This is a genomic window from Ruegeria pomeroyi DSS-3 (assembly GCF_000011965.2).
GTDB lineage: Bacteria > Pseudomonadota > Alphaproteobacteria > Rhodobacterales > Rhodobacteraceae > Ruegeria_B > Ruegeria_B pomeroyi.
In genome coordinates, this window is the sequence record NC_003911.12 from 3783762 (window position 1) to 3809309 (window position 25548).

Genomic DNA, 25548 nt, shown 5'->3' on the forward strand with positions numbered 1-25548 from the left:
CTCAGCGCAGCGCCTCGGCGCGCAGCTTGTCCATCAGGGATTGCAGGGTCTGGGCATAAAGTTCGCCGGTCAGATGGCCGTTCTCGTCGAACTGGTTGGAACTGTCCGCCAGATGCACCTCGGGGCCACTCAGCAGGCGCGGCTGAAACGGCACCATGAAGCCGCGCAGAACCGCCTGTGCGCGCTCACCCCCGGCGCGGCCACCCGCCGCCGACATCACCGCGACCGGCTTGTCCGCCCAGGGTTTGCCGCTGGTGCGGCTGACCCAGTCGAGCGCGTTCTTTAGCGCGCCCGACGGCCCCTTGTTGTATTCCGGGGTCGAGATGATCACCGCATCCGCCGCCGCGATCTGGTCGGCCAGGCGCTGCACCGCCTCGGGAATGCCCTGTGCGGCCTCGTCATCGCCGTCGTAGAGCGGAAGATTCAAATCAGCCTCGGTATAGGTCGAGGGTCCGAACAGACGCGCCGCTTCGCGCAGCAGCTTGCGGTTGGTCGAGGCGGCGCGCAAGGCACCACTGAGGCCCAGCAGGGTGAGGTCGGTCATTGGGTTCTCCTGTTTCTGCGTCCCCCGCTACCTAAGGGGCAATGCCTGCGATCCAAACCCCTGACTGCGCGCAAGCGATGTTCATTTACGCAGAGAGCCGCCCGTCGCCCGCTGTCAGGCCACGATGATCACCTGCCCGCTCAGCGCCCCTTCGACACTTTTGGCATAGGCCCGGCCAACCCGTTGGGCGGGCACGGGTTCATGCCCGGGAAACCAGGCGCCATAGCGCGGAACAGAGACATCGAGCAGGCCCGGGCTGACCACGTTGATCCGTTGGTGGCGCGGCATTTCGATCGCGGCCCCCATGACGAACCCGCCCAGGGCACCATTCGCAGCCGCCGCACCGCTGCCCATCGGGATCGGATCCCGATCAAGCACACCGCTGGTCAGGGTAAAGCTCCCACCCTCGGCCACGGTGTAGAACCCGCCCAGCACCAGGTTGATCTGGCCCATGACCTTGTTGCGCAGACCGATCATGAAGGTCTCGCGGTCAAAGTCGCGCAAGGGCGCGAAATGCACCTCTCCCGCGGTCGAGATCACCGCATCGACCGGCCCGGTGCGGGCATACATCGCCGCGACCGAATGCGGGTCGGCGATATCGACCGTCACGTCACCCCGGCTGCGCCCGGCCCGGATGATCTCGTGCCGGCTGCCCAATTCCTTGCAAACCGCCCTGCCGACGTCACCCTCGGCCCCAACCACAATGATCCGCATCTCATCCTCCTTCGATCTCGCAATAGCGTTGCAATTTGTGCGCCAGCAGCGCCGCACACCGGTCAAGCGCCGCCCGGCGCCCGTTCAGGCTGGCGGCATGGTCCTGCAGGATGCGGCGCCGCTCGGGGATGGTGGCATCGCCCTGCCGGTAAAGCTCGGCAAAGCGGCGCATCGCGCGCAACTCCATCCCGGTTTCACGCAAGGAGGCGAGTAATCTGAGCCAGTCCACCGTTTCGGGTGAAAACCGCCGCATCCCGTCAGCACCGCGTGCAATTGGCGGCAGCAGGCCCGAGCGCTCGTAGAAACGGATCGTGTCGATGCTCAAACCGGATCTGGCGGCAGCTTCTGCAATCTTCATCCGCGATCTCCGCTGCTGGGTTTTCCCAAGCCTACCGCCCTTGAGCGGCTCCAGATCAAGCGGTTTCTGCGGGCAGGCAAACTCACCGGTGCAAAGACAAAACCCCGCGCCTTGTCGGGCGCGGGGTTTGAGTGCCTGGGCTGCTGCCCCGATCAGTTACGTGGGATCACGACGATCTCGACACGCCGGTTGCGGGCCTTGCCCTCGGGCGTCAGGTTCGAAGCGATCGGGCTGTTCTCGCCCATGCCCAGGGTCGAGATCCGGTCATAGGTCACGCCGCCCGCCTGCAGGATGTCGGCCACGGCGCCAGCGCGCCGCTCGGACAGACCCTGGTTATAGGCGGCCTCGCCGTCGCTGTCGGTATGGCCGATGACCTGCACACTGGATTGCGGGTAGCGTACCAGATGCGCGGCCACCTTCTGCAGGTCAGACCGCAGGCCCGGGCGGACCGTGGAACTGTCGGTGTCAAAGGTGATGTCGTTGGGCACGCTCACGATCAGGCGGTCGCCGGTGTTGGTGATGGTGATACCATCATTGGCCAGTTCCTGCCGCAGCTCGGCGGCCTGCTTGTCCAGCGAGTTGCCGATCAGCCCGCCGCCCGCGGCCCCGATTGCGGCGCCGGCCAGCGCGCCCAGACCGGGATTGGAGTCATTGGCGATGGCGCCGACACCGGCCCCAAGGATACCGCCGATCAAGGCGCCCTGTTTGGCCTTCTGGTTGGGGTCGGTATTGGTGCTGAGCGAGGCCGGATCGGTGCAGGCCCCCAGCGCCAGAATGGCGGTCAGTCCAGCCGCGGCCGAGAGTTTCGTGAATGTCATGGCGTCACCTTCTGCTCATGCTCCCGCCTTGTGCGGAGTCTTCTCTATTGCGGGCATTATATCGTCATAGGTGCACTGCGTCTCAAGCGAGAAAAAGGGGAAATCGGCGATTCCCCGCCCATCCACCTATCGAGCCGGCATTGCGGCGGCCTCGTCCCAACCGCTTTGATCCTGCCAGAGCTGGCGCAGGGCCTTGGCCTGCGGGGCGAAACTGTCCTCGAGCAGGTCACAGGCCCAGATCCGGTCGGTGCGGAAATTGCGAAACCCTTGCCGCAACTCGCACCAGGCCGCCACCATGGTGCAATCGAGGTGATAGATCAGCCCTACCGGGCGCAGCACGCGCAGCGTCTGGGCGCCCTCGCCGCTGCGATATTCGATCCTGATCTTGCGCGCCTCGCGCACCGCGCTGCGCAACAGCGCGATGGGGGTGCACCCCTGCCCGGGATCGTCGGCGGGCGCCCCCCAGGGCGCCACCCGCAACCAGTCCGCCGGATCGTGCAGCGCATCGATCTTGGCGCAGACTCGTTCTGCCGCCTGTTGCAGCGCGCTGTCGCCGGTGCGCGCCAGCATCGACAGGCCGACACGCAGCGCCTCGACCTCTTCCTGGTCGAAATTGAGAGGCGGCAGGTCATAGCCGCCCCGCATGACATAACCCAGACCCGCCGCGCCCTCGATCGGGGTGCGCATGGCCTGAAGTGCCGCGATATCGCGATAGACGGTGCGGGCCGAGACCTCGAGCCGCGCGGCCAGATCCTCGGCGGTGATGGGCACGGTGGCGGCCCGCAGGATCTGGATGATTTCGAACAAACGGGTGGAACGGCGCATGAGACCCTCTGACTGGCTGCTGACACCCTAGCACATCCCCCTGACAACGGGGTGTCAGCAGGCATCAGCTTGAATGGTCGCCACACCGGCAGTTACAGGAGACCGATCATGCCAAGCCGCGACCACCATGTGCTGATGGCCTGCAAACTTGAACGTTGGAGTGAACCTCATAACCTGCGCAACTGGGAGATCGAGAGAGAGCTTGCCGCCCGGCGCGCGGCACGGCCCAGGCGGTTGCATCTGTTGCGCTGGATGGCGGCGCGCTGGCGCTAGGCCTCGCTGCGGGCCGCTTCCCAGGCCAGCATGGCGCGTTTCACCGGCAGGCCCCAGTGATAACCGCCCAGGCCGCCCGATTTGCGCAGGGCGCGGTGGCAGGGGATCAGCCAGCTGACAGGGTTGCGCCCCACCGCCGTGCCCACCGCGCGCACCGCGCGCGGCTGGCCGATGGATTGGGCCAGCTCGCCATAGGTGGTGACCTGGCCCGAGGGGATGCGCAAGAGCGCCTCCCAGACCTTGATCTGCAAGGGCGCGCCGATCAGGTAGAGCGGCACCGGTTCCAGGCGGTCACTGGCCGCACCAAAGGCGCTGAGCACCCAGGGGCGCAGGCGCATCGGGTCCTCGACAAACGTGGCTTGGGGCCAGCGCGACAGCAGATCCTCCATCGTGGCCTCGGCGCCGGCCTCGGCGGCAAAGCCGATGCCGCAGATGCCACGCTCGGTCCCCATAACCAGTGCGGGGCCAAAGGGGCTTTCGAACCAGCCCCAGTAGATGGTCAGGTCCGCGCCCTTGCGGGCATAGTCGCCGGGGCTCATCGCCTCCCACCGGACAAAGAGGTCGTGCAAGCGCCCGGTGCCGGACAGACCCACATTCTGGGCCGCCTCCAACAGGGTGAACCGTTCCTCCAGCAGCGCCTTTGCATGGCCCAGCGTCAGGTATTGCTGGTATTTCTTGGGCGAGACCCCGACCCAGCGCGAAAAGATGCGCTGGAAATGCGCGGGGCTCATGTTCATCCGGGCTGCCAGATCGTCCAGCGGCATGCTCTCGCCGCCCGCGTCGATCAGCTCGATCGCGCGGCGGATGACGCCATAGTGATAGCCCTCTTCCGTGGTCTGAACGTTCATGTCGCACCTCTTTGTCTGAACTGGAGAGTAGCGCGCGGGCGCCGTTGTCGCGACCCGGAACCTGTGCAAATATTTGTCAACTTAGTTGACGAATCAACAGGACTAGCCGAGTACTGTGGGCATGACACATGAAACCGATCAGCTTTATCAGGCGGTGCAGGCCACGCGGCCCCTTTTGCGCAACATCACGGCGGCGGTGGAGCGGGGGACTTTGCGCGAGGGCGTAACCGTCGGGCAGCGCGCCATCCTTGAAGGTCTGTCACTGACCCCCGGCGCGACGGCGCCGCAACTGGGCGCCGCGTTGCAGATGAAACGGCAGTATATCTCGCGCATCCTGCAAGAGGTGCAGCGCGCCGGGCTGATCGAGCGGCGTACCAATCCCGAGCATGCGCGGTCGCACCGCTATTGGCTGACCCCCAGGGGGGAGGCCATCATCACCGCGATTCGGGCAGACGAGATGGCAAAGCTGGCGCTTTTCTCCGAGGGGTTCTCGTCCGTCGAACTTACCGCCTATCACAAGGTGCAGCTTGCCCTAACCCGCTTCTTTGCAGATTTGGCCAAGGAGGCCTGACATGTCCTTTCTCTGGATTATCCCCGCTGGATTCGTGATCGCAGTACTCTATGTCCTGCTGGAGATCCGGAAGATCGGCACTCCAACCAAAGGGCCTGTCATCGAGCGTGCCACCCGTCCCGGAACGGCGCTGGTGGTGATCGACATGCAGAGCGATTTCACCGCGCTGCCCGTGTGGGAGGCTGCACAGCTGAACACCGCCATGGAGAACATCAGAACGGCGGTGGATGCGGCGCGGCGGACTGGAATGCCGGTGATCGCGGTCCGGCAGGTGTACAAGGCCGGGCTGGCCCGGCTGTTGAACGGCTGGTTCAATCAGGGGCGCGGCAACGCGGGGTCGCCGGGCATCGGGCTGGACCCGCGCCTGGGTCTGGCGCCCGACGTCGAGGTCGAGAAATCCATGGGAGATGCGTTTTCCGAACCCGCCTTTGTGCGATACCTGGAGGAAAACCGGATCGGCACGCTGATCCTGACGGGCTTGGATGGCTGTCATTGCGTCAAGAACACCGCGTTTGGCGCGCTGAACCGGGGCTATGCGGTGCGGATCGACCCCAAGGCGGTGCTGGCGGCCAATGACGCTGGATGGTCAAAGATGAAGCGGAACCTGACGGCAGCCGGCGCGGAAATGGGCGCGACGGCGGCCTAGTCGCTGCCTTTTCAATTGCGGGGGCTGGTCTGTCAGGGCATTAAGGCCCGGATGGCAAAGCAACTCGATTACCACACGATCCGCGAGATCTTTACCCGGTTCCAGGCCGCCGATCCCGAACCCAAGGGCGAGCTGGAGCATGTGAACGCCTATACGCTGGTGGTGGCGGTCGCGCTGAGCGCGCAGGCCACCGATGCGGGCGTGAACAAGGCCACGCGCGAGCTGTTCAAGATCGCCGACACGCCGGAAAAGATGCTGGCGCTGGGCGAAGAGGGCGTGACCGAGCATATCAAGACCATTGGCCTGTTCCGTCAGAAGGCCAAGAACGTGATCAAGCTGAGCCGCATCCTGGTCGAACAATATGGCGGCGAGGTGCCCAATTCACGCGCCGCGCTGCAATCGCTGCCCGGTGTTGGGCGCAAGACTGCCAATGTGGTGTTGAACATGTGGTGGCGCATCCCGGCGCAGGCCGTGGACACCCATATCTTTCGCGTCGGCAACCGCACCGGCATCTGTCCGGGCAAGGATGTGGACACGGTCGAACGCGCCATCGAAGACAATATCCCGGCCGATTTCCAGCAACATGCGCATCACTGGCTGATCCTGCATGGCCGTTACCATTGCAAAGCCAGAAAGCCGATGTGCGGCACCTGCCTCATCCGCGATCTGTGCCAATTCGAGGACAAGACCCTATGAAGACCTACGATGTCGTTGGCATCGGCAATGCCGTTGTCGATGTGATCTCGCAAGCCGATGACAGTTTTCTCGACCTGATGGGGATCGAGAAAGGCATCATGCAGCTGATCGAGCAGGAGCGCGGCGAGGTGCTGTATGCCTCGATGAAGGAGCGGGTGCAGACGCCGGGCGGCTCGGTCGCCAACACGATCGCGGGCGCGGGTGCGCTGGGTCTGGATACGGCATTTATCGGTCGGGTGCGCGACGATGCGCTGGGCCATTTCTATGCCGATGCGATGAACGAGGGCGGTATCGACTTTGTCAACCCGCCGGTGGCGGGGGAACTGGCGACCTCGCGCTCGATGATCTTTGTCTCGCCCGATGGCGAGCGGTCGATGAACACCTATCTGGGCATCTCGACCACGCTGAGTTCGGCGGATGTGCCACAAGAAGTGACGGGCAACGCCAAGCTGATGTTCCTCGAAGGGTACCTCTTCGACCATGACGCCGGGAAATCGGCCTTTCGCGAGGCGGCGCGGGCGACCCGCGCGGCGGGCGGCAAGGCGGGGATCGCGATTTCCGATCCCTTCTGCGTCGACCGGCATCGCGCCGATTTCCTGTCACTGATCCAGCACGATCTGGATTTCGTGATCGGCAACGAGGCCGAGATCCAGTCGCTGTTCGAGACCGACCATCTGGACGATGCGCTGATGCTGACCTCGGGCATCTGTCCGCTGGTGGTCTGCACCCGCTCGGGCGACGGGGTGACGGTGATGGACGGCACGCTGCGCATCGACGTGCCGGTGGAAAAGGTGGTGCCGGTGGATGCCACCGGCGCGGGCGACCAGTTCGCCGCGGGCTTTCTGTTCGGCATGGCGACGGGGCGCGATTACGAGACCTGCGCCCGGATCGGCAATATCTGCGCCCGCGAGGTGATCAGCCATATCGGCCCGCGCCCCGAGGCGAACATGGTCGAGCTGCTGAAGGAAAACGGGCTGCTCTGAGTTCGGGCTGGGGAGGGGCGCTGCCCCTCTTGCCCTGCGGGCAATTCACCCCGGAGTATTTCCGACCAGAAAGAAGCAGGCGTCGGGCGTCCTCAGGAGGTCCGGCTATGCCTGATCGGCGTGGCTGTTTGAGGTCTCGGCGCTGTTGAGCGCCTTGGCCAGCAGGGTGGTCAGCGCCTCCTGTTCCTCTGCCGTCAGCCCCTCGAGGAGCTGCGATTGTGTCGCCACATGGGCGGCCATCATCTCGTTGATCAGCGCCTGCCCCTTGGGCGTGAGCGCGATGATCACGCTGCGGCTGTCCTCGGGGTTCTTGCGGCGTTCGACCAGCCCGTCCTGTTCCAGCCGGTCTATCCGGTTGGTCATGGTGCCTGAGGCGACCATGGTCGTATCGAGCAGCGCGCCGGGCGACAGCGCATAAGGCGGACCCGAGCGCAGGAGCGTGGCCAGAACGTCGAACTTGGCCGGGTTGAGCCCGTATCGGCCAAAGGTTCTCTGCATCCCCTGGGTATAGGCCATGGACAACCGCGCCACCCGGCCAATCACCGCCATGGCCCGCGTGTCGAGGTCGGGGCGCTCGGCCGCCCATTGCCGGATGATAACGTCTACATGGTCCATGTTCTGGGTTATTTCGAGAATTTATCTTGACGTCAAGATAAATGATGTTATCTCGACGTCAAGATAATTAGATGAGGCCCCCAATGTCACGGACAACAGATATCGCCCTGACCGCAATCGCCCCGGCCATCTGGGGCAGCTCCTATTTCGTCACCACCCAGTTCCTGCCCGCGCATTCGCCCTTTGTCGTGGCGCTGCTGCGAGCGCTGCCGGCCGGGCTGCTCCTGATGCTGCTGGTGCGCAAATTGCCGCCGCGCGGCTGGATCGGGCGACTGCTGATCCTGGGCGCGCTGAACTTTGCGGTGTTCTGGTCGCTGCTTTTCGTCGCCGCCTATCGCCTGCCGGGCGGGGTGGCCGCGACGGTGGGCGCGGTACAGCCGCTGCTGGTGGTGTTCCTCTCGGCGGTGGCGTTGGGGACGCAGATCCGGCTGGGCGCGGTTCTGTCGGCGCTGGCGGGGATTGTCGGCGTGGCACTGTTGCTGCTGGGGCCCGAGGCGCGGCTGGACACGGTGGGGGTGCTGGCCGGGTTGGGCGGTGCGCTGTCGATGGCGGTGGGAGTGGTGCTAACCCGCAAATGGCGGCCTGATGTGCCACTGGTCACATTCACCGCCTGGCAGCTGACCGCCGGTGGCCTGCTGCTGATCCCGGTGGCCTGGCTGGCCGCGCCCGACTGGCCCGGCCTGAGCCTGACCAATCTGGCGGCGCTGGCCTGGCTTGGCCTGATCGGTGGAGCGCTGACCTATATCCTGTGGTTTCGTGGTCTGGCCCGGATCGAACCGGCGGCGGTCTCGCTGTTGGGCATCCTCAGCCCGTTGACTGCGGTGATCCTGGGCTGGCTGGCCCTGGGCGAGGCGTTGAGCCCGGTTCAGGGGTTGGGCGCGGTCATTGTGCTGGGCGCGGTCTGGATCGGGCAGCGCCCGCCGGGCGCCTCCCGCCTGTCGAACTTGGTTCAGCCCAGATGCGGGGCAAAAGCCGCAACGACACGTTCGTAGACGTCACGCTTGAATGGCACGATCTCGGCCACCAGCCGGTCGGGATCCTGCCATTTCCAACGGCTGAACTCGGGGTGGCCGGTTTCCAGGTCGATCTGATCGTCGCGGCCCAGAAAGCGGAACAGGTACCATTTCTGTTCCTGCCCGCGATAGCGCCCCTTCCAGATACGCGGGACAAGATCATGCGGCAGGTCGTAGGGCAGCCAACCGTCGGTCTCGGCGACCATCTCGACCAGATCCGCTGTCACGCCGGTCTCTTCCCACAGCTCGCGCAGGGCGGCCTCGAAGGGGTCCTCGTCCTCGTCCACCCCGCCTTGGGGCATCTGCCAGGCATCGGTATTCTGATCCATCCGCTGGCCGACAAAGACGAAACCATCGCCATTCATCAGGACCACACCCACGCAAGGGCGATAGGGGAGCGCGGCAATCTCTTCGGGAGTCATGGGGGCCCTTCCTTGATTTGCCCCTGTCTAACAAGCGACGCTACGGCGGCAAAGGGGGTGACGTCGGGTTTCGCGTGACAGGCGCGCGGGCTAGGGTGATCTTGCCCGTCAAATCCGAGGGAGAGTAATTTCGATGACTGCGTACCCACACATGCTTGCCCCGCTCGACCTGGGCTTTACCACGCTGAAGAATCGCGTGCTGATGGGCTCGATGCATACCGGGCTGGAAGAGACCAAGGACTGGAACCGGGTGGCCGAATTCTATGCCGACCGCGCGCGGGGTGGCGTGGCGCTGATGGTGACCGGCGGCATCGGTCCGAACATGGAAGGCTCTGTCCTGCCGGGGGCGTCGATGATGACCAGCGACAAGGATGTCGCGAACCATTCCATCGTCACCGCGCGGGTGCACGAGGCGGGCGGCAAGATCGCGATGCAGATCCTGCATGCGGGGCGTTATGCCTATGGGCCGAAATGCGTGGCGCCGTCGCCGGTGAAATCGCCGATCTCTCCGTTCCCGCCGACCGAGCTGGACGAGGAGGGGATCGAGAAGCAGATCACCGATATCGTCAATGCCGCAGTGCTGGCGCAGCAGGCGGGCTATGACGGGGTCGAGATCATGGGGTCGGAGGGGTATTTCCTGAACCAGTTTCTGGTCACCCATACCAACAAGCGCACCGACCGCTGGGGCGGGTCCTATGAAAACCGGATGCGTCTGCCGATCGAGGTAGTGCGCCGCACCCGCGAGGCTGTGGGTACCGATTTCATCATCATCTACCGCCTGTCGATGATCGACCTTGTCCCCAACGGCTCGACCTTTGACGAGGTGGTGCAGCTGGCGAAAGAGATCGAAAAGGCCGGGGCCACCATCATCAATACCGGTATCGGCTGGCACGAGGCGCGGATTCCGACGATTGCCACCAGCGTGCCGCGCGCGGCCTTTGCCTGGGTCACGAAAAAGCTGATGGGGCAGGTGTCGATCCCGGTCATTACCTCGAACCGGATCAACACGCCCGAAGTGGCCGAGGAGGTGCTGGCAACGGGCTGCGCTGACATGGTGTCGATGGCCCGCCCGATGCTGGCGGATGCGGATTTCGTCAACAAGGCGGCGGCGGGACAGGGCGACCGCATCGCCCCCTGCATCGCCTGCAACCAGGCCTGTCTGGACCATACGTTCAGCGGCAAGCTGACCTCGTGCCTGGTGAACCCGCGCGCCTGCCATGAAACCGAACTGGTGGTGGCGAAGGCGGCGGCACCCAAGAAGGTTGCCATCGTGGGCGCCGGTCCGGCGGGCCTGTCGACCGCGATCACCGCCGCCCAGCGCGGCCATGCGGTGACCGTGTTCGACAAGTCGGACGAGATCGGCGGCCAGCTGAACATGGCCAAGCAGGTGCCGGGCAAGGAAGAGTTCTGGGGCCTCGTGGACTGGTACCGGGTGATGCTGGCCGATCTGGGTGTGACCCTGAAACTGGGCAAGGCGGTTGGCGCCGGTGATCTGAGCGGATTTGACGAGGTGGTGATCGCCACGGGCGTCAGCCCGCGCGATCCGGCGATCCCGGGACAAGACCGGGCCAATGTGCTGAGCTATATTGACGTGCTGCGCCACAAGAAGCCGGTGGGCAAGCGGGTCGCGGTGATCGGCGCGGGCGGCATCGGGTTCGACGTGTCCGAATTCCTGCTGGAAGAGGGCCACAGCCCGACAATCGACCTGCCGCAGTGGATGAAGGAATGGGGCGTGAGCGACCCGGCCGAGCACCGCTCGGGGCTTGCGCCCGAGGGGCCGCAACCGGGCAAGCCGGAACGTGAGGTGACGCTGCTGCAGCGCAAGGCCAAGGCGCATGGCAAGGATCTGGGCAAGACAACGGGCTGGATCCACCGCGCGACGCTGAAGATGAAGGGCGTCAGTTTCGTGGGCGGCGTGAACTACGAGAAGATCGACGACGAGGGCCTGCATATCAGCTTTGGCGAGGCGCGGGAGAACCCGACGCTCATCGCCTGCGACACGGTGGTACTGTGTGCCGGTCAGATTTCCGACCGGTCGCTGGCAGATGCGCTGGAGGCCAAGGGCGTGCATTGCCACGTCATCGGCGGCGCCGATGTGGCCGCCGAGCTGGACGCCAAACGCGCAATCAACCAGGGCACCCGCCTGGCGCTGACCTTCTGATCCGGGCGGGGAGAGATTTTTCGACGAAAAATCTCCGCCTCCGGCGGGAGGATTTGGGGCGGAATGAAGGGGCAAAGCCTTTTTGCGCTTTTCAGGTCTTGTGCTAGTGTTCAGCCATTGGTTGCAAGGATTGGATTCTCATGTCGGAAAACGCGCTTTATGAACCCCTCTCAGCCAGCGATCCCCTGTTTTCGGGCTATCGCTTCCGCACCAATGATACCGGTGCTCCGCAGACCGAGGGGCTGGGCCTTGGTCTGGGCGGCGAAAACGGGTTGAAGCCGGGCGACCCGGTGGCCTTGGATCAGCACTATGTGCGCGCGGTGGCCTTTACCCGCGAGGCCGGTGGCAAGGTCAGCTGGTTCAACAGCCTGTTCAGCGCCCAGGCCAGCGGCAAGTCGGTGGGGGTGCTGCAGGAGGCGAAATCCTTTATGGTGGGCACCATCGACGGCCAACAGGTTGAAATCGGCGTTGCGGTTCTGTTGAAGATCGAGGCCAGCAGTTTCAAGTCCGAAGCGCAGGTCTCGGTGGCCAATATCGCCGCCGAGGCGCAGCTGGGCCTGTCGCGCGCCGAGATGGAGATCAGCGTGCGCGGCTTCACCGGCGCGCTGGGCGACATGCTGCCTGCGCCGAGCGAGGTCGACCTGACCTCGTACACAACCTATCTGAACGCCTTCGAGCGCATCCAGAAACATGTGTTCGGGCCCGGTGGGACGGCGCAGTATTCGCCCGTGGTGCTGGGCAAGCTGCGCACCGATGCCGGGGGCGATTGACCGCCACACGGATCGGACCGCGCCCCCTGCTGCCTATCCCGCCTGCTGCGTTGGCTGCGGCCGCTCTAGCCGTGGCGGGCACGGCTGTCCTCGGGCGCCTGATCCCGCTCGTGCATCCCGTAATCGCGGATCACACCCGCGACGCGCAGGCGGTATCCCGCAAACAGCGCCTCGCGCCCACGGGTCTGCGCGCCGCGATGGGCGGTCAGCTGGCGCCAGCGGGCAACCGCCTCTTCATCCTCCCAGAACGAGAGCGACAAGAGCTTGCCGGGATTGGTGAGGCTCTGGAACCGTTCGACCGAGATGAAGCCCGGCATATCGTCAAGCAGGGCGCGCATCCGGCCTGCGAGGTCGAGATCGGCCTCCTGTTGCCCTGGGGCGGGTTCGACCTCGAAAATGACGGCGATCATGTCTGTCCTCCATGTGGCGCCGAGGCCAGTTTGAGCCAGGTGCGGTCCTCTCGCAGAATGAACTTCTCGGATTGGGCGAAGTCGTAGTTCTGCCGCCCCAGCGGATCGGCGACGAGACGGGTGCGATAGGCCTCGTATTCGGCAAGACTGGGGATGTTGTAGATGCCATAGGCCAAGGTCGATGACCCTTCGTGCGGGGCGTAATAGCCGATCAGGTCAGCACCGCAGCGCGGGATCGCCTGTCCCCAGGTCCGGGCATAGCGCTCGAACTGGGCCCGTTTGGTCGGGTCGATGTGATAGCGGATGATACAGGTCAGCATAGGGGGTCCTTTCAACTGGACCCCCGTCCTAGGACGGGCGCGGCGCGCAATGGTTCGGCCCGGGCCGAACTGTGCGACTTACTTGACCTCGATCGTGATCACCTCGGACATGATCGGGGTGGCGTGGGGGACGTGGGTATAATCGCCCATCACCAGTTGCAGCGTGTGTTTGCCGGGGGCGAGATCGAGCGTGACCTCGGTCTGGCCCTTGCCGAAGTGGCGATGGTTGTCATCGGCGGGAAGGGCATAGGTCAGCTCTTCGGCGCCGTCGGCCCCCTGACCCATCGGCGGGCGATCTACCAGCAGATGGTGGTGGCCGGTATTCTCGGCCTCGGTCCCGGCGGGCGCGACGCCCATGCCGCTGAGGCCGAAGATCACCGTGACCGGCGAGGAGACGGTATCGCCATCGGCCAGATTTGCGAAGTAGACGCGCGCCTCGGGATTGGCGGCTGTGTCACCTCCGGCAAGGGCCGCGGTTGCCAAAAATCCGATTCCAATGGCCGTCAGTATGTTTTTCATAACCGGGTCCTCGTTGCTGAGACACTGGCCCTATTCTACGCGATGACGGGTTCGAAATCGAACACGCATTGCAAGGACACAGACTTGTGTAATGCCCCCTGGCAGCGCAAGGTCGCGCGTGTCTAAGGGGGCAGCGAGGCAAGCATGATCGCGACAATCCTGATGGGGCTGGTGCCCAGCTTTCTGATGGTTGGTCTGGGCGGCATGGTCCGGGGCCGTCTGACGCCCGGCGCCTGGCAGGGGCTGGACAAACTGAATTTCGAGATCCTGTTTCCGGCGTTGCTGTTCTTTGCCGCCTGCAACCGGCCGATTGCAGTGCAGGATGTGATCCGCATTGGCCCGGCGGTCTGGGCGGTGATGGGGCTGGCGCTGATGCTGGGCTATCTGGCCCGCCGGTTCGGGCCGGAACGGTTTCTCGATTTTGCCGGTGCGTGGCAGACCAGCTGGCGATTCAACACCGCCATGGCCTTTGTCGCAGTGCCAACGCTGCATCTGGCCGATGTCGGCCAGATGGCGGTGGCCATTGGCATGGCGGTTCCGGTGGCCAACCTGCTGGCGGTTTCGGCTTTGTCGCGGGGCGGCAACCTGTCGCTCAGGGCCACGGTGCAAAGGGTTGCCCTGAACCCGTTTCTGCTGGCCTCGGTCGCCGGGGTGGGGGTGGGCCTGTCGGGGTACAAGATCCCGGACCCGATCCTGGCTCCGGCGCAGATGCTGGCGCAAGCGGCCATTCCCATCGCCCTGCTGTCGATCGGCGCAACGATGGACTGGCGCGCCCTGACCCGGCTGGACCTGTTCAATGGTTATCTCTGTGCGGTGCGGCTGGTGCTGACCCCGGCGCTGGCTTGGCTGCTGTGCGGCCTCTTGGGGGCCGAGCCCGGTCTGGCCGCAGTAGTGATCCTGTTCGCGGCCCTTCCGACGGCGTCGGCAGCGCATGTGCTGGCCTCGGGCTTTGGTGCCGACCGCAGGCTGGTCGCCACGCTGATCGCGCAATCCACCCTGCTGAGCGCCGTGACGCTGCCCCTGTGGATCTATCTGATCGGTCTAGGTTTCCAAGGGTAGCTGCGCGTCTGTCCGGATTGTTTCCCTGTTTCCCCGCCGCAAACGATCCGCGACAAAACCCCGATATTATCCCAGCTCTGCCCCGTTCTCGCCCAGATCTGCCCGGATAAGTGATCCTCAAGCAAGATCAATCAGCCGAGGAACCGAGCATGGACCGACTGACAGAAATGGAAGCTTTTGCCAATGTCGTGGACCAGGGCGGATTCACCGATGCGGCAAAGAAGATGGGCATCTCGAAATCCGCGGTGTCCAAACATGTTTCCAGTCTCGAAGCACGCCTGGGTGCCCGGCTTCTGAACCGGACCACCCGCCGGGTGTCGCCGACCGAGATCGGCCTGGCCTATTACGACCGCGCCCGCCGGGTGCTGAACGACGCCGGAGAGGCCGATGCGCTGGTCACCTCGATGCAATCGGCGCCCTCGGGGCTGCTGAGGATCTCGGTTGCGACCGATTTCGGCGTCAATCACCTCTCGCCGGTCCTGTCGGATTTCCTGGCCGAGTTCCCGGACATCACCGTGAACATGGTGCTGAACAACCGGTATGTAGAGCTGATTTCGGAAGGGTTCGACATGGCAGTGCGGATCGGCGAGCTGGAAGACAGCACGCTGCGTGCCCGCAAGCTGACCGAGACCACCAAACGGATGATCGCCAGCCCGAAGTATTTCGAGAAATACGGCCACCCGCAAAAGATCGACGACCTGAACGAACACAAGCTGTTGCACTATTCCAGCCAGGCCTCGGGCAATGTCTGGAAGCTGACTGCGCCTTCGGGCGAGAAGCGGCAGGTCCGCACCGCCGGCTGGCTGAGCGTCAATGACGGCCAGTCGCTGTTGAACGCCGCCATTTCGGGTCTGGGGATCGCTTATCTGCCCTGCTACCTGTTCGCCGAAGCGATGGAACAGGGGCTGGTCGAGGATGCGATGCCTTCGCTGCCCGACGAGGTGCAGGGCATCTATGCGGTCTATCCGCCGGGCAGGTTCACCCAGCCCAAGGTGCGCGCCTTCATTGATTTCCTGGTCCATTCCTTTGCGGATAAGGGACCGATGAACTGGTAATTCTCCCCGCTTGCTTCCCTTGGCAAGATACCTGCCCCGCGCCCGTCGCGGGGCTTTTTCGTTGCGCTCTTCCGGGATGCGGACAAGGGCAGATCGCCAGCTCTCTTCCATTCCGTCGCATCCTGTCTAGACTGCGCGCATGCGAGGCTGGCTCAGGTCTCTGACCTGCACTGACGACAAAGGGGCGCGCCCATGAATATCCTGTTCATCATGTTCGACCAGCTGCGCTGGGATTACCTCAGCTGTTACGGCCACAAGACCCTGAACACGCCCCATATCGACCGGTTGGCGGCAAAGGGAGTGCGGTTTGACCGCGCCTATATCCAATCACCGATCTGCGGCTCGTCCCGGATGAGCACCTATACCGGGCGCTATGTGCATTCGCACGGGGCCAGCTGGAACGGCATCCCGCTCAAGGTGGGCGAGATGACCATGGGCGATCACCTGCGCGCCGCCGGCATGGGCTGCTGGCTGGTGGGCAAGACCCATATGCGCGCGGACGAGGAAGGTATGGCCCGGCTGGGGCTGGAGCCGGATTCGCTGATCGGGGCGCGGGTGGCCGAATGCGGGTTCGACGTGTTCGAGCGCGACGACGGCATGCTGCCCGAGGGGCCGGATGGCTATTACGACCCCGATGGCGCCAAGGAATACAACAAGTTCCTCCGCGCCAAGGGCTATGAGAGCGACAACCCCTGGCACGACTTTGCCAATTCCGGGCTGGACGACGAGGGCAATGTGCAATCGGGCTGGTTCCTCAAAAACGCGACCCGCCCCGCCAATATCGCCGAAGAGGATAGCGAGACCCCCTATCTGACCTCCCGCGCGATGGAGTTCATCGAGCAACAGACCGGCCCGTGGTGCTGTCACCTGAGCTATATCAAACCGCACTGGCCCTATATCGTGCCCGAACCCTATGCCAGCATGTTTGGCCCCGAACATGTGCAGGACGTGGTGCGCAGCGACAGCGAGCGGCAGAACGCCCATCCCCTGTTCAAGGCCTTCATGGACACCAAGGTGGGCGAGGCCTTCTCCCGGCAAGAGGTGCGCGATGCGGTGATCCCCGCCTATATGGGGCTGATCAAACAGGCCGACGACCAGATGGGGCGGCTTTTCAAATGGCTCGAGGACACCGGGCGCATGCAGGACACGATGATTGTCCTGACCTCGGATCATGGCGATTTCCTGGGCGATCACTGGATGGGGGAAAAGACCTTTTTCCACGATGCCTCGACCCGGGTGCCGCTGATCATCTATGACCCGCGCCCCGAGGCCGACGCGACCCGGGGCAGCGTCTGCGACGCGCTGGTCGAAAGCATCGACCTGGCGCCGACATTCGTCGAGGCGGCAGGCGGAAAACCGGCGATGCATATCCTCGAAGGGGAAAGCCTGATCCCGATCCTGCACGGCGCGCGCGACCATACGCTGCGCGATCATGTGATCTGCGAATACGATTTCTCGGCCTCACCGATTGCGCATCTGAACGACATCTCGGTGCGGCAGGCGGTGATGTTCATGGTGGCGGACAAGAACTGGAAGCTGATCCATTTCGAGGCCGACCCGCGCCCCATGCTGTTCGACCTGAAGAACGACCCGCAGGAACTGGTCGATCTGGGCGGCGACCCGGCCCATGCCGATGTGATAGCCGGGATGTATGACAAGCTGTTCCGCTGGACCCGCCGCCAGTCGCAACGCACCACTCGCAGCGAGGAACAGCTGATCGCCATGCGCACCAAATCCCGCAAACGCGGGATCGTGCTGGGCATCTATGACGAGAACGAGACGCCGCTGGAACTGACCGTGAAATACCGCGACCGCAAGGCAAGGCCCTACAAGGACTATCTGAAGGGGTGAGAGCTGCGCTAGCGTCCATTCACGGGCGTAGGCTTCCCAATAGGAACAAGGTATTCGAAACCCCAACCCTCAATTTCGGTTCTTTCAAAGCTGTCTTTGCGCATCGCCTTGAACAGCGCAGAAACACGGTTATGAACGTCTTCTGGCCCAAGCGCGTTCATATCCATAGTCGATGCCTCCTGAACCATTGGCAGCTCTTTCAAAACTCGATCAGATGCGACAAGCAGCAACTCACATTTGATGCGGTCGTACGCTCGACGAGTTTCATCTGTTCTAAATTCGACGTGATCAAAAAGAGCCTCTAGAAACCGTTGGTATACACTTCGACGGCGTTCATTGAGAGACTCTCGACGATCCACGCGCTTTTGATTCCATAAGCTACTGCGCCGCCGACTATTGCGATCAAAGCTGTTACTATTGGAACCCAAGAAGCAATCACCGACTAAGCCCACCATGCAGGTTCGGCATATCCAGCGCGGCAAAGCCGTAGTGGCGCAGCCAGCGCAGGTCTGAATCGAAGAATGCGCGCAGGTCGGGGATGCCGTATTTCAGCATCGCCAGACGGTCGATGCCGATGCCGAATGCAAAGCCCTGATAGACATCCGGGTCGATGCCGCCGGCGGCAATCACCTTGGGGTGCACCATGCCGCTCCCGAGGATCTCCAACCAGTCGTCGCCCTCGCCGATCTTCAGCTGGCCGCCTTCCCAGGAACAGCGGATGTCGACCTCAGCCGAGGGTTCGGTGAAGGGGAAATGCGAGGCGCGGAACCGCAGCTCGACATCATCCACCTCGAAGAAGGCCTTGACGAATTCCTCGAGCGTCCATTTCAGGTTCGCCATCGAGATATCGCGGTCCAGCGCCAGGCCTTCGACCTGGTGGAACATCGGCGTATGGGTCTGGTCGTAATCGGCGCGATAGACACCGCCCGGACAGATCACGCGCAGCGGTGCGCCCATTTTCTCCATCGAGCGGATCTGCACCGGCGAGGTATGGGTGCGCAGCACATGCGGCGGGCGATTGTCGCCCTCGGCGCGGTGCATGTAGAACGTGTCCATCTCGGCCCGCGCGGGGTGGTGGCCGGGGATGTTGAGCGCGTCGAAATTGTACCAGTCGGTGTCGATGCGCGGCCCTTCGGCAACCGAGAAGCCCATTTCGGCAAAGATCGCGGTCAGCTCCTCGCGGGCCTGGCTGATCGGGTGCAGCGTGCCCTGGCGGCGGTTGCGCGCGGGCAGCGTCACGTCCAGCCATTCGCTGCGCAGACGCTCGTCGAGCGCGGCATCGGCCAGCGCCGCCTTCTTGGCGGCCAGCGCAGAGTTGATCTCGTCCTTGAGCGCGTTCAGCGCCGGGCCTGCGGTCTGGCGTTCCTCGGGTGTCATCTTGCCCAGTTCGCGCATCATCAGGGCGATCTCGCCCTTCTTGCCCACGGCGGCAAGGCGGATCGCCTCGATCGCGGCCTCGTCGGCGGCCTCTGCGATCTGGCCCAGATATTTGGCTTTAAGATCGTCCATGACGGTCCCCTGAAATTGGTCCAGAACCTGCTATCGGCCAATGGGCGCGATTGCAAGACAGGCTGGGTGGTTTGGCCCGGCTGTTTCCCGGATGCCGCGGCTGTCTCAGGTCATGCGCCGCATCATCGCGGCCATGGTATAGGCATTGGCATAGCCCAGTTCGCGGGCGACGCGGGCGGCGGGCCTGCCCTTGGCCAGACCGCGCAGCGCCGCCTGGCAGCGCAGGCGTTGCGCCCATTTGCCAAAGCTCAACCCGGTTTCCAGCTGGAAATGGCGACTAAAGGTGCGCCGGCTCATCCCCGCCTCGGCGGCCCAGTCGTCAAGGCTGCGGGGGCTGGCAGGCGTGGCGATCAACCCGTCGCAGACCCGGCGCAGGCGCGGGTCCGTGGGGTAAGGTAGCGCCAGTGGCGAGACCGGGGCGGCCAGCAGCTCGATCAGGATCAACTGGCTCAGATGCAGGGCGCGGGGTGGCATCGGCCAGGGATTGGCCATCTCGCAGAGCGCGGCGATGAGCTGCGCCAGCAGCGGCGAGATCGTGACCAGCCGACACCGCGCCAGCGCATCCGCGCGGGGCAGGCCTGCTCGGACATAGAGCGATTGCAGGCGTACCGCGCCGATCATGCGGATTTCGTGCGGTTGCTGTGCCGGCACGATCAGCCCATAGCCGGGCGGAATGGCATGGGACATGGCATCCGTCTCGGCCATCATCAGGCCCGAGATCGCATAGATCAGCTGATGCCGGGGATGGCGGTGCCGGACCGAGACATAGCCATCGCGATAGTCGCGCGCATAGCCGACCACGTCATGTGGCAGGGACTGCACGCGATCCGCCGAGGAACCCGGCAATTGGAACTGATCGTCACTTTGGCCCATTTGCGAAATATTTGGCCTCATTTGTTCAAAAGGACAAGCTACCAACAGGGCAATCAGGAAAGGAGTTGCCGATGCGCCCCATCACCGACATGACCGAGCTTGAGAGCCTTTATGCGGCGGCGGTGCCCGCCTCTCTGACCAAGGTCCGCACACGGCTGAGCCCGCTTTACCGCCAATGGATTGAGGCCGCGCGGTTCTGCGTGGTGTCGACGGTCGGGCCCGAGGGCACCGATGCCAGCCCGCGCGGCGATGACGGCCCGGTGGTGCGTATCGTCGACGATGCTACCCTGTGGCTGCCCGACTGGCGCGGCAACAACCGCATCGATTCCCTGCGCAACATCGTCCGCGACAACCGGGTCAGCCTGATGTTCATGGTGCCCGGTTGCCAGAATGTGGTGCGCGTGAACGGTACCGCCTTTCTGACTGCCGACGGCCAGGCCCGCGCCAGTTTCGAGCGCAAGGGGCGCCAGCCTGCGACGGTCATCGTAATCACGGTGGACGAACTTTACTTCCAATGTGCCAAGGCGCTGATGCGCTCGGGCCTCTGGACACGCGGCGACGAGAGCGGGCTGGTCCCAACGGCAGGCCAGTTCCTGCGCGAACAGGACGAGAGTTTCGCCGCCGAGGCCTATGACGAGGGTTATACGGAATACGCCAAACCGCGGATGTGGTGACTGGCGGTTCTGCCAGCCGCTCATCGGGAGGCCATTCAAGTCATCCATCCCGGGTGACGGTGCCCAGGAGGGCCACGTTGTAGAAATGAGCTTTACAGTGCTAGGATCGTATCAGGGCAGGATCTGCCCACGCGTGCGAGTGTGACAGGCGGTCAACAGAGCCATGATGACCACATCGACCAGACGGCAGGTTCTCGCGGCCATTGGTGCGTTGGGTGCGCTTGGATTAGGAACCCGAGGGGCTCGCAGTCAACCGCAGGACCGCATTCTGGTTGTCGGCGCCGGGCTGGCAGGCCTGTCGGCGGCCCGCATCCTGCGTGATGCCGGGCGGAACGTGACGGTAATCGATGCGCGATCGCGCATCGGCGGTCGGGTCCACACGTCCCGTACCTGGCCGGATTTGCCGATGGATCTTGGGGCAAGCTGGATTCACGGCCAGCGCGGCAATCCTCTGACGGTCCTGGCGCGTGAGGCCGGGGCGCAGGTAGTCGCCACCCGATACGACGCAGCGATCCTCAAGGGCCCGAGCGGACGAGATATTGACCCTGACTTGCGGGGTGCCGAGCAAATTCTGCGCGGGGCGCTGGCGGAGGCCGACGGGAAATCGCGCGACATGTCGGTTCTAGAGGCTCTGCAGGCCTCGTCCGGCTGGCGAGGCGCGGATGAGGGGGTGCGCAGGCTCGTGCTCTATGTGGTCAACAGCACGCTTGAGCAGGAATATGGTGCCCCCGCCCGACAGCTTTCGGCCTGGTACGGCCAGGAGGATGCCGAATTCGGCGGCCAGGACGTGCTGTTCCCCGGTGGGTTCGACCAGATCGCCGCTTATCTCGCGCGAGGCATCGATATCCGTCTTTCCGCCGAAGTGACCGGGATCGCGCCGGGGCACGTGCGCCTCGCGGATGGCAGCCGGATCGATGCCGATGCAATCGTTTGCACGGTACCGCTAGGCGTACTGCAATCGGGGCGTATCCGCTTTGCCGAGCCATTGGCACAGAAACGCCTTGCCGCAACCCGCAGCCTGCGGATGGGTCTTCTGAACAAATGCTGGCTGCGCTTTGACGGCATCCATTGGCCCGATGACGTCGACTGGATCGGCTGGCTTGGTCCCAGACCCGGCCTCTGGGGCGAATGGGTATCGCTTGCCCGGACGCTGAGGGCACCTGTTCTGGTGGGCTTCAACGCGGCCGACGCGGCGACCGAAGTGGAAGGCCTGAGCGATCGCGATACTGTTGCGGCCGCTCTGGAGGCGCTCCGCTCGATGTTCGGGGCGCGCTTTCCGGCGCCACGCGCTGCCCAGATCACAAGGTGGGGGCAGGACAGGCACGCCTTCGGCAGCTACAGCTACAACGCTGTCGGCTCGCGGCCGTCCACCCGCACCGAGCTGGCGGGACCGGATTGGGACGGAAGTATCTGGTTCGCGGGCGAAGCGACCTCTGCTCCGTATTTCGGCACGGCACATGGCGCCGTACTGTCGGGGCGGGCGGCGGCCGAAGGTATACTGGCGACAGATTGACCGCCCGCTTCACGAAGCGTTTGATCCGGTTCGCCTATCCGTGCAACCGACCGAAGGGGCAATGCCGCAGGCCCGTGTCGGCCTTGACTGCAAAACGAAAAAGCCGCCCCTCGGGGCGGCCTTTCCTTCACTGTCTCTCGTCTGATGCGAGGTATCAGGCGGCCAGGGCGGCCTGGGCCTGGGCGACGATTGCGCCGAAGGCTTCGGGCTCGTGCACGGCCAGGTCGGCCAGGACCTTGCGGTCCACTTCGATGCCGGCCAGGTTCAGACCGTTGATGAAGCGGCTGTAGGTCAGCGCCTCGTCATGGCTGCGCACGGCGGCGTTGATCCGCTGGATCCACAGCGCGCGGAAGTTCCGCTTGCGGGCCTTGCGGTCACGGGTTGCATACTGGTTGGCCTTGTCGACGGCCTGGGTTGCCACCTTGAACGAGCTCTTGCGGCGGCCATAATAACCTTTGGCGGCCTTGAGGACTTTCTTGTGACGGGCGTGGGTTACGGTTCCACCTTTAACGCGGGACATCTCTTAAATCTCCTCTTAGCGGTCGTAGGGCATGTAGCCCTTGACGATCTTGGCGTCGGGGGCGGACAGGGTGGTGGTGCCACGGGCGTCGCGGATGAACTTGGTCGTGCGCTTGATCATGCCGTGGCGTTTGCCGGCCTGACCTGCCATGACTTTACCCGTTGCGGTCACCTTGAAGCGCTTCTTGGCGCTCGACTTGGTCTTCATCTTGGGCATTTCCGTCTCCTTTTTTGGGTTCGGTTTGCGCGCGACTCGGCATGCCACACCGGCCGGTCGCGCGAATAGAGGCGCCGTGTACGCACAAAGCGCATCCGAGGCAAGCGGTTTTTGCGGTTCTACCGCCTCTTCAGGGGATGAACCGGGCCAGTACCGAGAAGAACACTTCGGGGATCTCGGCCAGCGTGTAGCCACCCGGTTTGATCCGCGTAGCATAGATCGCCATGACCCCGGCGATGATCAGGGTGCCAAAGGCCGCCACCGGGCGACGCGCCTCGCTATAGGCCGACGCCATCGCGGGGATCGACATTGCGGCGACGACCATGCTCACAACCAGGATCAGATCGGCGTCCATGTCGGGCTCTCTCCTTTGCGGCGCAGCTTAGCCCGGGTCGGTGTTATAGATCAAACGTTCGTCACAGGGGGCGACCCGCAGGATGTTGGTGGTGCCCGGCACGTTAAAGGGCACCCCGGCGGTTACCACGATCTGGTCGGTCTCGATGGCAAAGCCACCTGCCCGCGCGGCGCGCGCGGCGTTCACGACCGCGCCCTTGAATCGCTCCAGCTCGGGGGTGATCACGCAATGACAGCCCCAGCTGAGGCACAGCCGCCGCGCCGTCGCCAGCAGCGAGGTCATCGCGATGATCGGCACACCGGGGCGTTCGCGCGCGGTCAGCAGCGCGGTGGTGCCCGATTGGGTAAAGCAGCAGATCGCCTTGATATCGGTCTTTTCCGCAATCTCGCGCGCGGCGGCGACGATCCCGTCGGCGATGGTGGTGCCCTTGGCGGTGCGCGAGGCGGCGATGATCTGGGTATAGGTCGGGTCCGCCTCGACCTCGACAGCGACATTGTCCATCGTGCGAACCGCTTCCAGCGGGTATTGGCCCGCCGCCGATTCAGCGCTGAGCATGATGGCGTCGGTGCCCTCGTAGATGGCGGTGGCCACGTCCGAGACCTCGGCCCGGGTGGGCATCGGGCTTTCGATCATGCTTTCCAGCATCTGGGTGGCGACGATCACCGGCTTGGCCGCCGCACGGCATTTGCGCACCAGCCGTTTCTGGATCGGCGGCACGGCGGCAACAGGCAGTTCGACGCCCAGATCGCCGCGCGCCACCATGATCCCGTCCGACGCATCCAGAATCGCGTCGAATGCTTCGACCGCGGCGGGTTTCTCGATCTTGGACAGGATCGCGGCGCGCCCGTCGGCCAGAGCGCGCGCCTCGAACACGTCGCGCGCGCGCTGAACGAAGCTGAGCGCCAGCCAGTCCACACCCAGAGCACAGGCGAATTCCAGATCGTCGCGGTCCTTGTCCGACAGCGCCGCCAGGGGCAGCACCACGTCGGGCACGTTGACGCCCTTGCGGTTCGAAATGGTCCCGCCGGTGACCACGGTGCATTCGGCGAAATCGGGGCCGCAATCCAGAACCTTGAGCCGGATCTTGCCATCGTTGACCAGCAGATGGGCTCCCGGCTCCAGCACCTGGAAAATCTCGGGATGTGGCAGACAAACACGACCGGCATCGCCCGGTGCCGGGTCGAGGTCGAGCCGGAACGCCGCGCCCTCCGCCAGTTCCTCGGCCTCGTTGACAAAGGTGCCGACCCGCAGTTTCGGCCCCTGAAGATCGGCAAGGATGGCGATCGGGCTGTCCAGATCCTGTTCCACCTGTCGGATGATCTGGTGCTTGGCGCGAATCTCGTCATGAGTGCCGTGACTCATGTTCAGGCGGAACACATCGGCTCCGGCCTCGTGCAGGGCGCGGATCGTCTCATAGGTTTCGGACGCTGGCCCCAGCGTTGCCACGATTTTCACTTTTCTCAGGCGACGCATGCCTCACCGCTCCCTTGATTCATTTATGTTACCGCAAACATCCGGCGCGCCCGTTATGGCGCAATTCCCTTTTGTGAGCAACTGCCCTAAACCTGCGACAAACTAGATGACAGGCTCATGACCTATACCCCGTTTTTTATCCATGGCGAGGATCGACGCTCGCGCTGGCTGATTACCTGCGATCACGCGACCAACACGGTGCCCCCCGAGATCTGTGGCGGCGACCTGGGGCTGGCGCGCGAGGATATGGAGCGTCACATCGCCTATGACGTAGGTGCCTATGAGGTGTCCCGCCTGCTGGGCGAGATGCTGGCGGCGCCGGTGATTGCCGCCAATTTCTCGCGATTGGTGATCGACCCGAACCGGGGCGAGGACGATCCGACGCTGCTGATGAAGCTCTATGACGGCTCGATCATTCCCGGCAACCGCCACGCGGATGCCGCCGAACGAGAACGTCGCCTGAACATGTGCTATCGACCCTATCACGATGCGCTGGCACGGCTGGCGGCGCGGCCCGGCGTGGTGCTGGTGTCGATGCATTCCTTTACCCGCCAGCTGCGCGGGCGGGCGCCGCGACCCTGGCAGATCGGCGTTCTACACACGGCGGACCAGCGGTTCTCCGATCCGCTGATCGCGCGGCTGCGGGGCGAGGCGGATCTGTGCGTCGGGGTGAACCAGCCCTATACCGGCGTTCTGCCGGGGGATGCGATCGACACCCATTGCACCGCCTTTGGGCGCCCCAATGCGCTGATCGAGCTGCGCAACGACCTGATCGGCGATCCTGCCGGCCAACACGCCTGGGCCGAGCGGCTGGCCCCGCTCTTGCAGGATGCGCTGGCCGACAGCGGTCTCTGACCTTGCGTGGGGGCGCCGGAAAATGATTCATTTTCCGGGCCGTTTTCCGTGACGGAAAACGGCGCTAGCCTCCAGGTGAGAGAGAACCG

The 25548-nt window shown here is 64.3% G+C and carries 32 protein-coding genes; 14 read left to right on the forward strand and 18 right to left on the reverse strand.

Going from position 1 to position 25548, the window contains the following annotated elements; translation table 11 throughout:
- Position 1 precedes the first annotated feature (1 nt).
- From SPO_RS18100 to SPO_RS18120, 5 genes are all read right to left on the reverse strand, one after another.
- Positions 2 to 544 carry an NADPH-dependent FMN reductase gene (locus tag SPO_RS18100; RefSeq protein ID WP_011049253.1) on the reverse strand — a complete coding sequence of 181 codons (543 nt, stop codon included), beginning with the start codon at positions 542 to 544 and terminating at the stop codon, positions 2 to 4.
- Positions 545 to 658: 114 nt separating this feature from the next.
- Positions 659 to 1258: a short chain dehydrogenase gene (locus SPO_RS18105; protein WP_011049254.1), complete on the reverse strand. Its 600-nt coding sequence runs from the start codon at positions 1256 to 1258 to the stop codon at positions 659 to 661.
- 1 nt (position 1259) lies between these two features.
- The gene (locus tag SPO_RS18110) at positions 1260 to 1616 is read right to left on the reverse strand and encodes a MerR family transcriptional regulator (protein WP_011049255.1); all 357 of its coding nucleotides are present in this window, start codon (positions 1614 to 1616) and stop codon (positions 1260 to 1262) included.
- Between the two features lie 152 nt (positions 1617 to 1768).
- A complete protein-coding gene (locus SPO_RS18115) occupies positions 1769 to 2434 on the reverse strand; it encodes an OmpA family protein (RefSeq protein WP_011049256.1) in 666 nt (221 codons plus the stop codon).
- 126 nt (positions 2435 to 2560) lie between these two features.
- Entirely contained in the window at positions 2561 to 3259 is a 699-nt protein-coding gene (locus tag SPO_RS18120; protein WP_011049257.1) for a helix-turn-helix transcriptional regulator, read from the reverse strand.
- 108 nt (positions 3260 to 3367) lie between these two features.
- Here SPO_RS18120 and SPO_RS23130 point away from each other — a divergent pair, with 108 nt between their 5' ends.
- Positions 3368 to 3532 (forward strand): hypothetical protein, encoded by a 165-nt coding sequence (locus SPO_RS23130; RefSeq protein WP_158454189.1) that lies wholly within the window; start codon positions 3368 to 3370, stop codon positions 3530 to 3532.
- Here SPO_RS23130 and SPO_RS18125 read toward each other — a convergent pair.
- Entirely contained in the window at positions 3529 to 4380 is an 852-nt protein-coding gene (locus SPO_RS18125; protein WP_011049258.1) for a methylated-DNA--[protein]-cysteine S-methyltransferase, read from the reverse strand. The two genes, SPO_RS23130 and SPO_RS18125, sit on opposite strands and share 4 nt — an antisense overlap.
- A 121-nt stretch (positions 4381 to 4501) precedes the next feature.
- Between SPO_RS18125 and SPO_RS18130 the strand changes: the two genes are divergently transcribed.
- The 4 genes from SPO_RS18130 to SPO_RS18145 are packed head-to-tail and all read left to right on the forward strand — an operon-like array spanning position 4502 to position 7276.
- A complete protein-coding gene (locus SPO_RS18130; protein ID WP_011049259.1) occupies positions 4502 to 4951 on the forward strand; it encodes a MarR family winged helix-turn-helix transcriptional regulator in 450 nt (149 codons plus the stop codon).
- A 1-nt stretch (position 4952) separates the two neighbouring features.
- Positions 4953 to 5597 (forward strand): cysteine hydrolase, encoded by a 645-nt coding sequence (locus SPO_RS18135; protein ID WP_011049260.1) that lies wholly within the window; start codon positions 4953 to 4955, stop codon positions 5595 to 5597.
- Positions 5598 to 5648: 51 nt separating this feature from the next.
- Entirely contained in the window at positions 5649 to 6293 is a 645-nt protein-coding gene (gene nth, locus SPO_RS18140) for an endonuclease III (RefSeq protein ID WP_011049261.1), read from the forward strand.
- Positions 6290 to 7276 (forward strand): adenosine kinase, encoded by a 987-nt coding sequence (locus SPO_RS18145; protein ID WP_011049262.1) that lies wholly within the window; start codon positions 6290 to 6292, stop codon positions 7274 to 7276. The genes nth and SPO_RS18145 overlap by 4 nt, the downstream gene beginning before the upstream one ends.
- Positions 7277 to 7381: 105 nt before the next feature.
- On the opposite strand, the gene SPO_RS18150 is transcribed toward SPO_RS18145, so the two are convergent.
- Positions 7382 to 7891 (reverse strand): MarR family winged helix-turn-helix transcriptional regulator, encoded by a 510-nt coding sequence (locus SPO_RS18150; protein ID WP_011049263.1) that lies wholly within the window; start codon positions 7889 to 7891, stop codon positions 7382 to 7384.
- 83 nt (positions 7892 to 7974) lie between these two features.
- On the opposite strand from SPO_RS18150, the gene SPO_RS18155 reads away from it, so the two are divergent.
- Complete coding sequence (locus tag SPO_RS18155; RefSeq protein ID WP_051420401.1) at positions 7975 to 8883, forward strand: EamA family transporter; 909 nt, start codon at positions 7975 to 7977, stop codon at positions 8881 to 8883.
- Here the strand turns inward: SPO_RS18155 and SPO_RS18160 are convergent.
- Entirely contained in the window at positions 8841 to 9326 is a 486-nt protein-coding gene (locus tag SPO_RS18160; protein WP_011049265.1) for an RNA pyrophosphohydrolase, read from the reverse strand. The two genes, SPO_RS18155 and SPO_RS18160, sit on opposite strands and share 43 nt — an antisense overlap.
- Positions 9327 to 9459: 133 nt before the next feature.
- On the opposite strand from SPO_RS18160, the gene SPO_RS18165 reads away from it, so the two are divergent.
- Together SPO_RS18165 and SPO_RS18170 are read left to right on the forward strand one after the other, a co-directional pair.
- Entirely contained in the window at positions 9460 to 11487 is a 2028-nt protein-coding gene (locus SPO_RS18165; RefSeq protein ID WP_011049266.1) for an NADPH-dependent 2,4-dienoyl-CoA reductase, read from the forward strand.
- Positions 11488 to 11627: 140 nt separating this feature from the next.
- The gene (locus SPO_RS18170) at positions 11628 to 12257 is read left to right on the forward strand and encodes a hypothetical protein (RefSeq protein WP_011049267.1); all 630 of its coding nucleotides are present in this window, start codon (positions 11628 to 11630) and stop codon (positions 12255 to 12257) included.
- Between the two features lie 65 nt (positions 12258 to 12322).
- Here the strand turns inward: SPO_RS18170 and SPO_RS18175 are convergent, their stop codons facing one another.
- The 3 genes from SPO_RS18175 to SPO_RS18185 form a co-directional block, all read right to left on the reverse strand.
- Positions 12323 to 12667, reverse strand: coding sequence for an antibiotic biosynthesis monooxygenase family protein (locus SPO_RS18175; protein ID WP_011049268.1), 345 nt, complete (start codon positions 12665 to 12667; stop codon positions 12323 to 12325).
- Positions 12664 to 12987 carry an NIPSNAP family protein gene (locus SPO_RS18180; RefSeq protein ID WP_011049269.1) on the reverse strand — a complete coding sequence of 108 codons (324 nt, stop codon included), beginning with the start codon at positions 12985 to 12987 and terminating at the stop codon, positions 12664 to 12666. The genes SPO_RS18175 and SPO_RS18180 overlap by 4 nt, the downstream gene beginning before the upstream one ends.
- A 78-nt stretch (positions 12988 to 13065) precedes the next feature.
- Complete coding sequence (locus SPO_RS18185) at positions 13066 to 13506, reverse strand: DUF4399 domain-containing protein (protein ID WP_011049270.1); 441 nt, start codon at positions 13504 to 13506, stop codon at positions 13066 to 13068.
- Between the two features lie 144 nt (positions 13507 to 13650).
- Between SPO_RS18185 and SPO_RS18190 the strand changes: the two genes are divergently transcribed.
- The 3 genes from SPO_RS18190 to SPO_RS18200 all read left to right on the forward strand — a co-directional run bounded on the left by SPO_RS18190 (position 13651) and on the right by SPO_RS18200 (position 17471).
- The gene (locus SPO_RS18190) at positions 13651 to 14565 is read left to right on the forward strand and encodes an AEC family transporter (protein WP_011049271.1); all 915 of its coding nucleotides are present in this window, start codon (positions 13651 to 13653) and stop codon (positions 14563 to 14565) included.
- 149 nt (positions 14566 to 14714) lie between these two features.
- Entirely contained in the window at positions 14715 to 15620 is a 906-nt protein-coding gene (locus SPO_RS18195) for a LysR family transcriptional regulator (protein ID WP_011049272.1), read from the forward strand.
- Between the two features lie 192 nt (positions 15621 to 15812).
- The gene (locus SPO_RS18200) at positions 15813 to 17471 is read left to right on the forward strand and encodes a sulfatase-like hydrolase/transferase (RefSeq protein ID WP_011049273.1); all 1659 of its coding nucleotides are present in this window, start codon (positions 15813 to 15815) and stop codon (positions 17469 to 17471) included.
- A gap of 8 nt (positions 17472 to 17479) precedes the next feature.
- Here SPO_RS18200 and SPO_RS22955 read toward each other — a convergent pair whose 3' ends face one another.
- The 3 genes from SPO_RS22955 to SPO_RS18210 form a co-directional block, all read right to left on the reverse strand.
- Positions 17480 to 17926 carry a hypothetical protein gene (locus SPO_RS22955; RefSeq protein WP_144084029.1) on the reverse strand — a complete coding sequence of 149 codons (447 nt, stop codon included), beginning with the start codon at positions 17924 to 17926 and terminating at the stop codon, positions 17480 to 17482.
- A complete protein-coding gene (gene pheS, locus SPO_RS18205) occupies positions 17907 to 18980 on the reverse strand; it encodes a phenylalanine--tRNA ligase subunit alpha (protein ID WP_011049274.1) in 1074 nt (357 codons plus the stop codon). Before pheS ends, SPO_RS22955 begins: the two co-directional genes overlap by 20 nt.
- A gap of 105 nt (positions 18981 to 19085) precedes the next feature.
- On the reverse strand, positions 19086 to 19853 hold the full coding sequence (locus tag SPO_RS18210) for an AraC family transcriptional regulator (RefSeq protein ID WP_044028794.1): 768 nt from the start codon (positions 19851 to 19853) through the stop codon (positions 19086 to 19088).
- Positions 19854 to 19924: 71 nt separating this feature from the next.
- Between SPO_RS18210 and SPO_RS18215 the strand changes: the two genes are divergently transcribed.
- Entirely contained in the window at positions 19925 to 20527 is a 603-nt protein-coding gene (locus SPO_RS18215) for a pyridoxamine 5'-phosphate oxidase family protein (RefSeq protein WP_011049276.1), read from the forward strand.
- Positions 20528 to 20693: 166 nt separating this feature from the next.
- Positions 20694 to 22040: a flavin monoamine oxidase family protein gene (locus SPO_RS18220; RefSeq protein ID WP_144084030.1), complete on the forward strand. Its 1347-nt coding sequence runs from the start codon at positions 20694 to 20696 to the stop codon at positions 22038 to 22040.
- Between the two features lie 154 nt (positions 22041 to 22194).
- Here SPO_RS18220 and rplT read toward each other — a convergent pair whose 3' ends face one another.
- The 4 genes from rplT to pyk form a co-directional block, all read right to left on the reverse strand.
- The gene (gene rplT / locus SPO_RS18225) at positions 22195 to 22560 is read right to left on the reverse strand and encodes a 50S ribosomal protein L20 (RefSeq protein ID WP_011049278.1); all 366 of its coding nucleotides are present in this window, start codon (positions 22558 to 22560) and stop codon (positions 22195 to 22197) included.
- Between the two features lie 15 nt (positions 22561 to 22575).
- The gene (gene rpmI / locus SPO_RS18230; RefSeq protein ID WP_011049279.1) at positions 22576 to 22776 is read right to left on the reverse strand and encodes a 50S ribosomal protein L35; all 201 of its coding nucleotides are present in this window, start codon (positions 22774 to 22776) and stop codon (positions 22576 to 22578) included.
- 130 nt (positions 22777 to 22906) lie between these two features.
- On the reverse strand, positions 22907 to 23131 hold the full coding sequence (locus tag SPO_RS18235; protein ID WP_044028796.1) for a hypothetical protein: 225 nt from the start codon (positions 23129 to 23131) through the stop codon (positions 22907 to 22909).
- A gap of 27 nt (positions 23132 to 23158) precedes the next feature.
- Positions 23159 to 24604, reverse strand: coding sequence for a pyruvate kinase (pyk, locus tag SPO_RS18240; RefSeq protein ID WP_011049280.1), 1446 nt, complete (start codon positions 24602 to 24604; stop codon positions 23159 to 23161).
- A 117-nt stretch (positions 24605 to 24721) separates the two neighbouring features.
- Between pyk and SPO_RS18245 the strand changes: the two genes are divergently transcribed.
- On the forward strand, positions 24722 to 25459 hold the full coding sequence (locus tag SPO_RS18245) for an N-formylglutamate amidohydrolase (protein WP_011049281.1): 738 nt from the start codon (positions 24722 to 24724) through the stop codon (positions 25457 to 25459).
- Positions 25460 to 25548 lie beyond the last annotated feature (89 nt).

What these genes read in the sequence shown, in the direction of transcription:
- SPO_RS18100 (WP_011049253.1), bottom strand. Translation starts at nt 544, where the DNA reads ATGACCGACCTCACCCTGCTGGGCCTCAGTGGTGCCTTGCGCGCCGCC.
- SPO_RS18105 (WP_011049254.1), bottom strand. Translation starts at nt 1,258, where the DNA reads ATGCGGATCATTGTGGTTGGGGCCGAGGGTGACGTCGGCAGGGCGGTT.
- SPO_RS18110 (WP_011049255.1), bottom strand. Translation starts at nt 1,616, where the DNA reads ATGAAGATTGCAGAAGCTGCCGCCAGATCCGGTTTGAGCATCGACACG.
- SPO_RS18115 (WP_011049256.1), bottom strand. Translation starts at nt 2,434, where the DNA reads ATGACATTCACGAAACTCTCGGCCGCGGCTGGACTGACCGCCATTCTG.
- SPO_RS18120 (WP_011049257.1), bottom strand. Translation starts at nt 3,259, where the DNA reads ATGCGCCGTTCCACCCGTTTGTTCGAAATCATCCAGATCCTGCGGGCC.
- SPO_RS23130 (WP_158454189.1), top strand. Translation starts at nt 3,368, where the DNA reads ATGCCAAGCCGCGACCACCATGTGCTGATGGCCTGCAAACTTGAACGT.
- SPO_RS18125 (WP_011049258.1), bottom strand. Translation starts at nt 4,380, where the DNA reads ATGAACGTTCAGACCACGGAAGAGGGCTATCACTATGGCGTCATCCGC.
- SPO_RS18130 (WP_011049259.1), top strand. Translation starts at nt 4,502, where the DNA reads ATGACACATGAAACCGATCAGCTTTATCAGGCGGTGCAGGCCACGCGG.
- SPO_RS18135 (WP_011049260.1), top strand. Translation starts at nt 4,953, where the DNA reads ATGTCCTTTCTCTGGATTATCCCCGCTGGATTCGTGATCGCAGTACTC.
- nth (WP_011049261.1), top strand. Translation starts at nt 5,649, where the DNA reads ATGGCAAAGCAACTCGATTACCACACGATCCGCGAGATCTTTACCCGG.
- SPO_RS18145 (WP_011049262.1), top strand. Translation starts at nt 6,290, where the DNA reads ATGAAGACCTACGATGTCGTTGGCATCGGCAATGCCGTTGTCGATGTG.
- SPO_RS18150 (WP_011049263.1), bottom strand. Translation starts at nt 7,891, where the DNA reads ATGGACCATGTAGACGTTATCATCCGGCAATGGGCGGCCGAGCGCCCC.
- SPO_RS18155 (WP_051420401.1), top strand. Translation starts at nt 7,975, where the DNA reads ATGTCACGGACAACAGATATCGCCCTGACCGCAATCGCCCCGGCCATC.
- SPO_RS18160 (WP_011049265.1), bottom strand. Translation starts at nt 9,326, where the DNA reads ATGACTCCCGAAGAGATTGCCGCGCTCCCCTATCGCCCTTGCGTGGGT.
- SPO_RS18165 (WP_011049266.1), top strand. Translation starts at nt 9,460, where the DNA reads ATGACTGCGTACCCACACATGCTTGCCCCGCTCGACCTGGGCTTTACC.
- SPO_RS18170 (WP_011049267.1), top strand. Translation starts at nt 11,628, where the DNA reads ATGTCGGAAAACGCGCTTTATGAACCCCTCTCAGCCAGCGATCCCCTG.
- SPO_RS18175 (WP_011049268.1), bottom strand. Translation starts at nt 12,667, where the DNA reads ATGATCGCCGTCATTTTCGAGGTCGAACCCGCCCCAGGGCAACAGGAG.
- SPO_RS18180 (WP_011049269.1), bottom strand. Translation starts at nt 12,987, where the DNA reads ATGCTGACCTGTATCATCCGCTATCACATCGACCCGACCAAACGGGCC.
- SPO_RS18185 (WP_011049270.1), bottom strand. Translation starts at nt 13,506, where the DNA reads ATGAAAAACATACTGACGGCCATTGGAATCGGATTTTTGGCAACCGCG.
- SPO_RS18190 (WP_011049271.1), top strand. Translation starts at nt 13,651, where the DNA reads ATGATCGCGACAATCCTGATGGGGCTGGTGCCCAGCTTTCTGATGGTT.
- SPO_RS18195 (WP_011049272.1), top strand. Translation starts at nt 14,715, where the DNA reads ATGGACCGACTGACAGAAATGGAAGCTTTTGCCAATGTCGTGGACCAG.
- SPO_RS18200 (WP_011049273.1), top strand. Translation starts at nt 15,813, where the DNA reads ATGAATATCCTGTTCATCATGTTCGACCAGCTGCGCTGGGATTACCTC.
- SPO_RS22955 (WP_144084029.1), bottom strand. Translation starts at nt 17,926, where the DNA reads ATGGTGGGCTTAGTCGGTGATTGCTTCTTGGGTTCCAATAGTAACAGC.
- pheS (WP_011049274.1), bottom strand. Translation starts at nt 18,980, where the DNA reads ATGGACGATCTTAAAGCCAAATATCTGGGCCAGATCGCAGAGGCCGCC.
- SPO_RS18210 (WP_044028794.1), bottom strand. Translation starts at nt 19,853, where the DNA reads ATGGGCCAAAGTGACGATCAGTTCCAATTGCCGGGTTCCTCGGCGGAT.
- SPO_RS18215 (WP_011049276.1), top strand. Translation starts at nt 19,925, where the DNA reads ATGCGCCCCATCACCGACATGACCGAGCTTGAGAGCCTTTATGCGGCG.
- SPO_RS18220 (WP_144084030.1), top strand. Translation starts at nt 20,694, where the DNA reads ATGACCACATCGACCAGACGGCAGGTTCTCGCGGCCATTGGTGCGTTG.
- rplT (WP_011049278.1), bottom strand. Translation starts at nt 22,560, where the DNA reads ATGTCCCGCGTTAAAGGTGGAACCGTAACCCACGCCCGTCACAAGAAA.
- rpmI (WP_011049279.1), bottom strand. Translation starts at nt 22,776, where the DNA reads ATGCCCAAGATGAAGACCAAGTCGAGCGCCAAGAAGCGCTTCAAGGTG.
- SPO_RS18235 (WP_044028796.1), bottom strand. Translation starts at nt 23,131, where the DNA reads ATGGACGCCGATCTGATCCTGGTTGTGAGCATGGTCGTCGCCGCAATG.
- pyk (WP_011049280.1), bottom strand. Translation starts at nt 24,604, where the DNA reads ATGCGTCGCCTGAGAAAAGTGAAAATCGTGGCAACGCTGGGGCCAGCG.
- SPO_RS18245 (WP_011049281.1), top strand. Translation starts at nt 24,722, where the DNA reads ATGACCTATACCCCGTTTTTTATCCATGGCGAGGATCGACGCTCGCGC.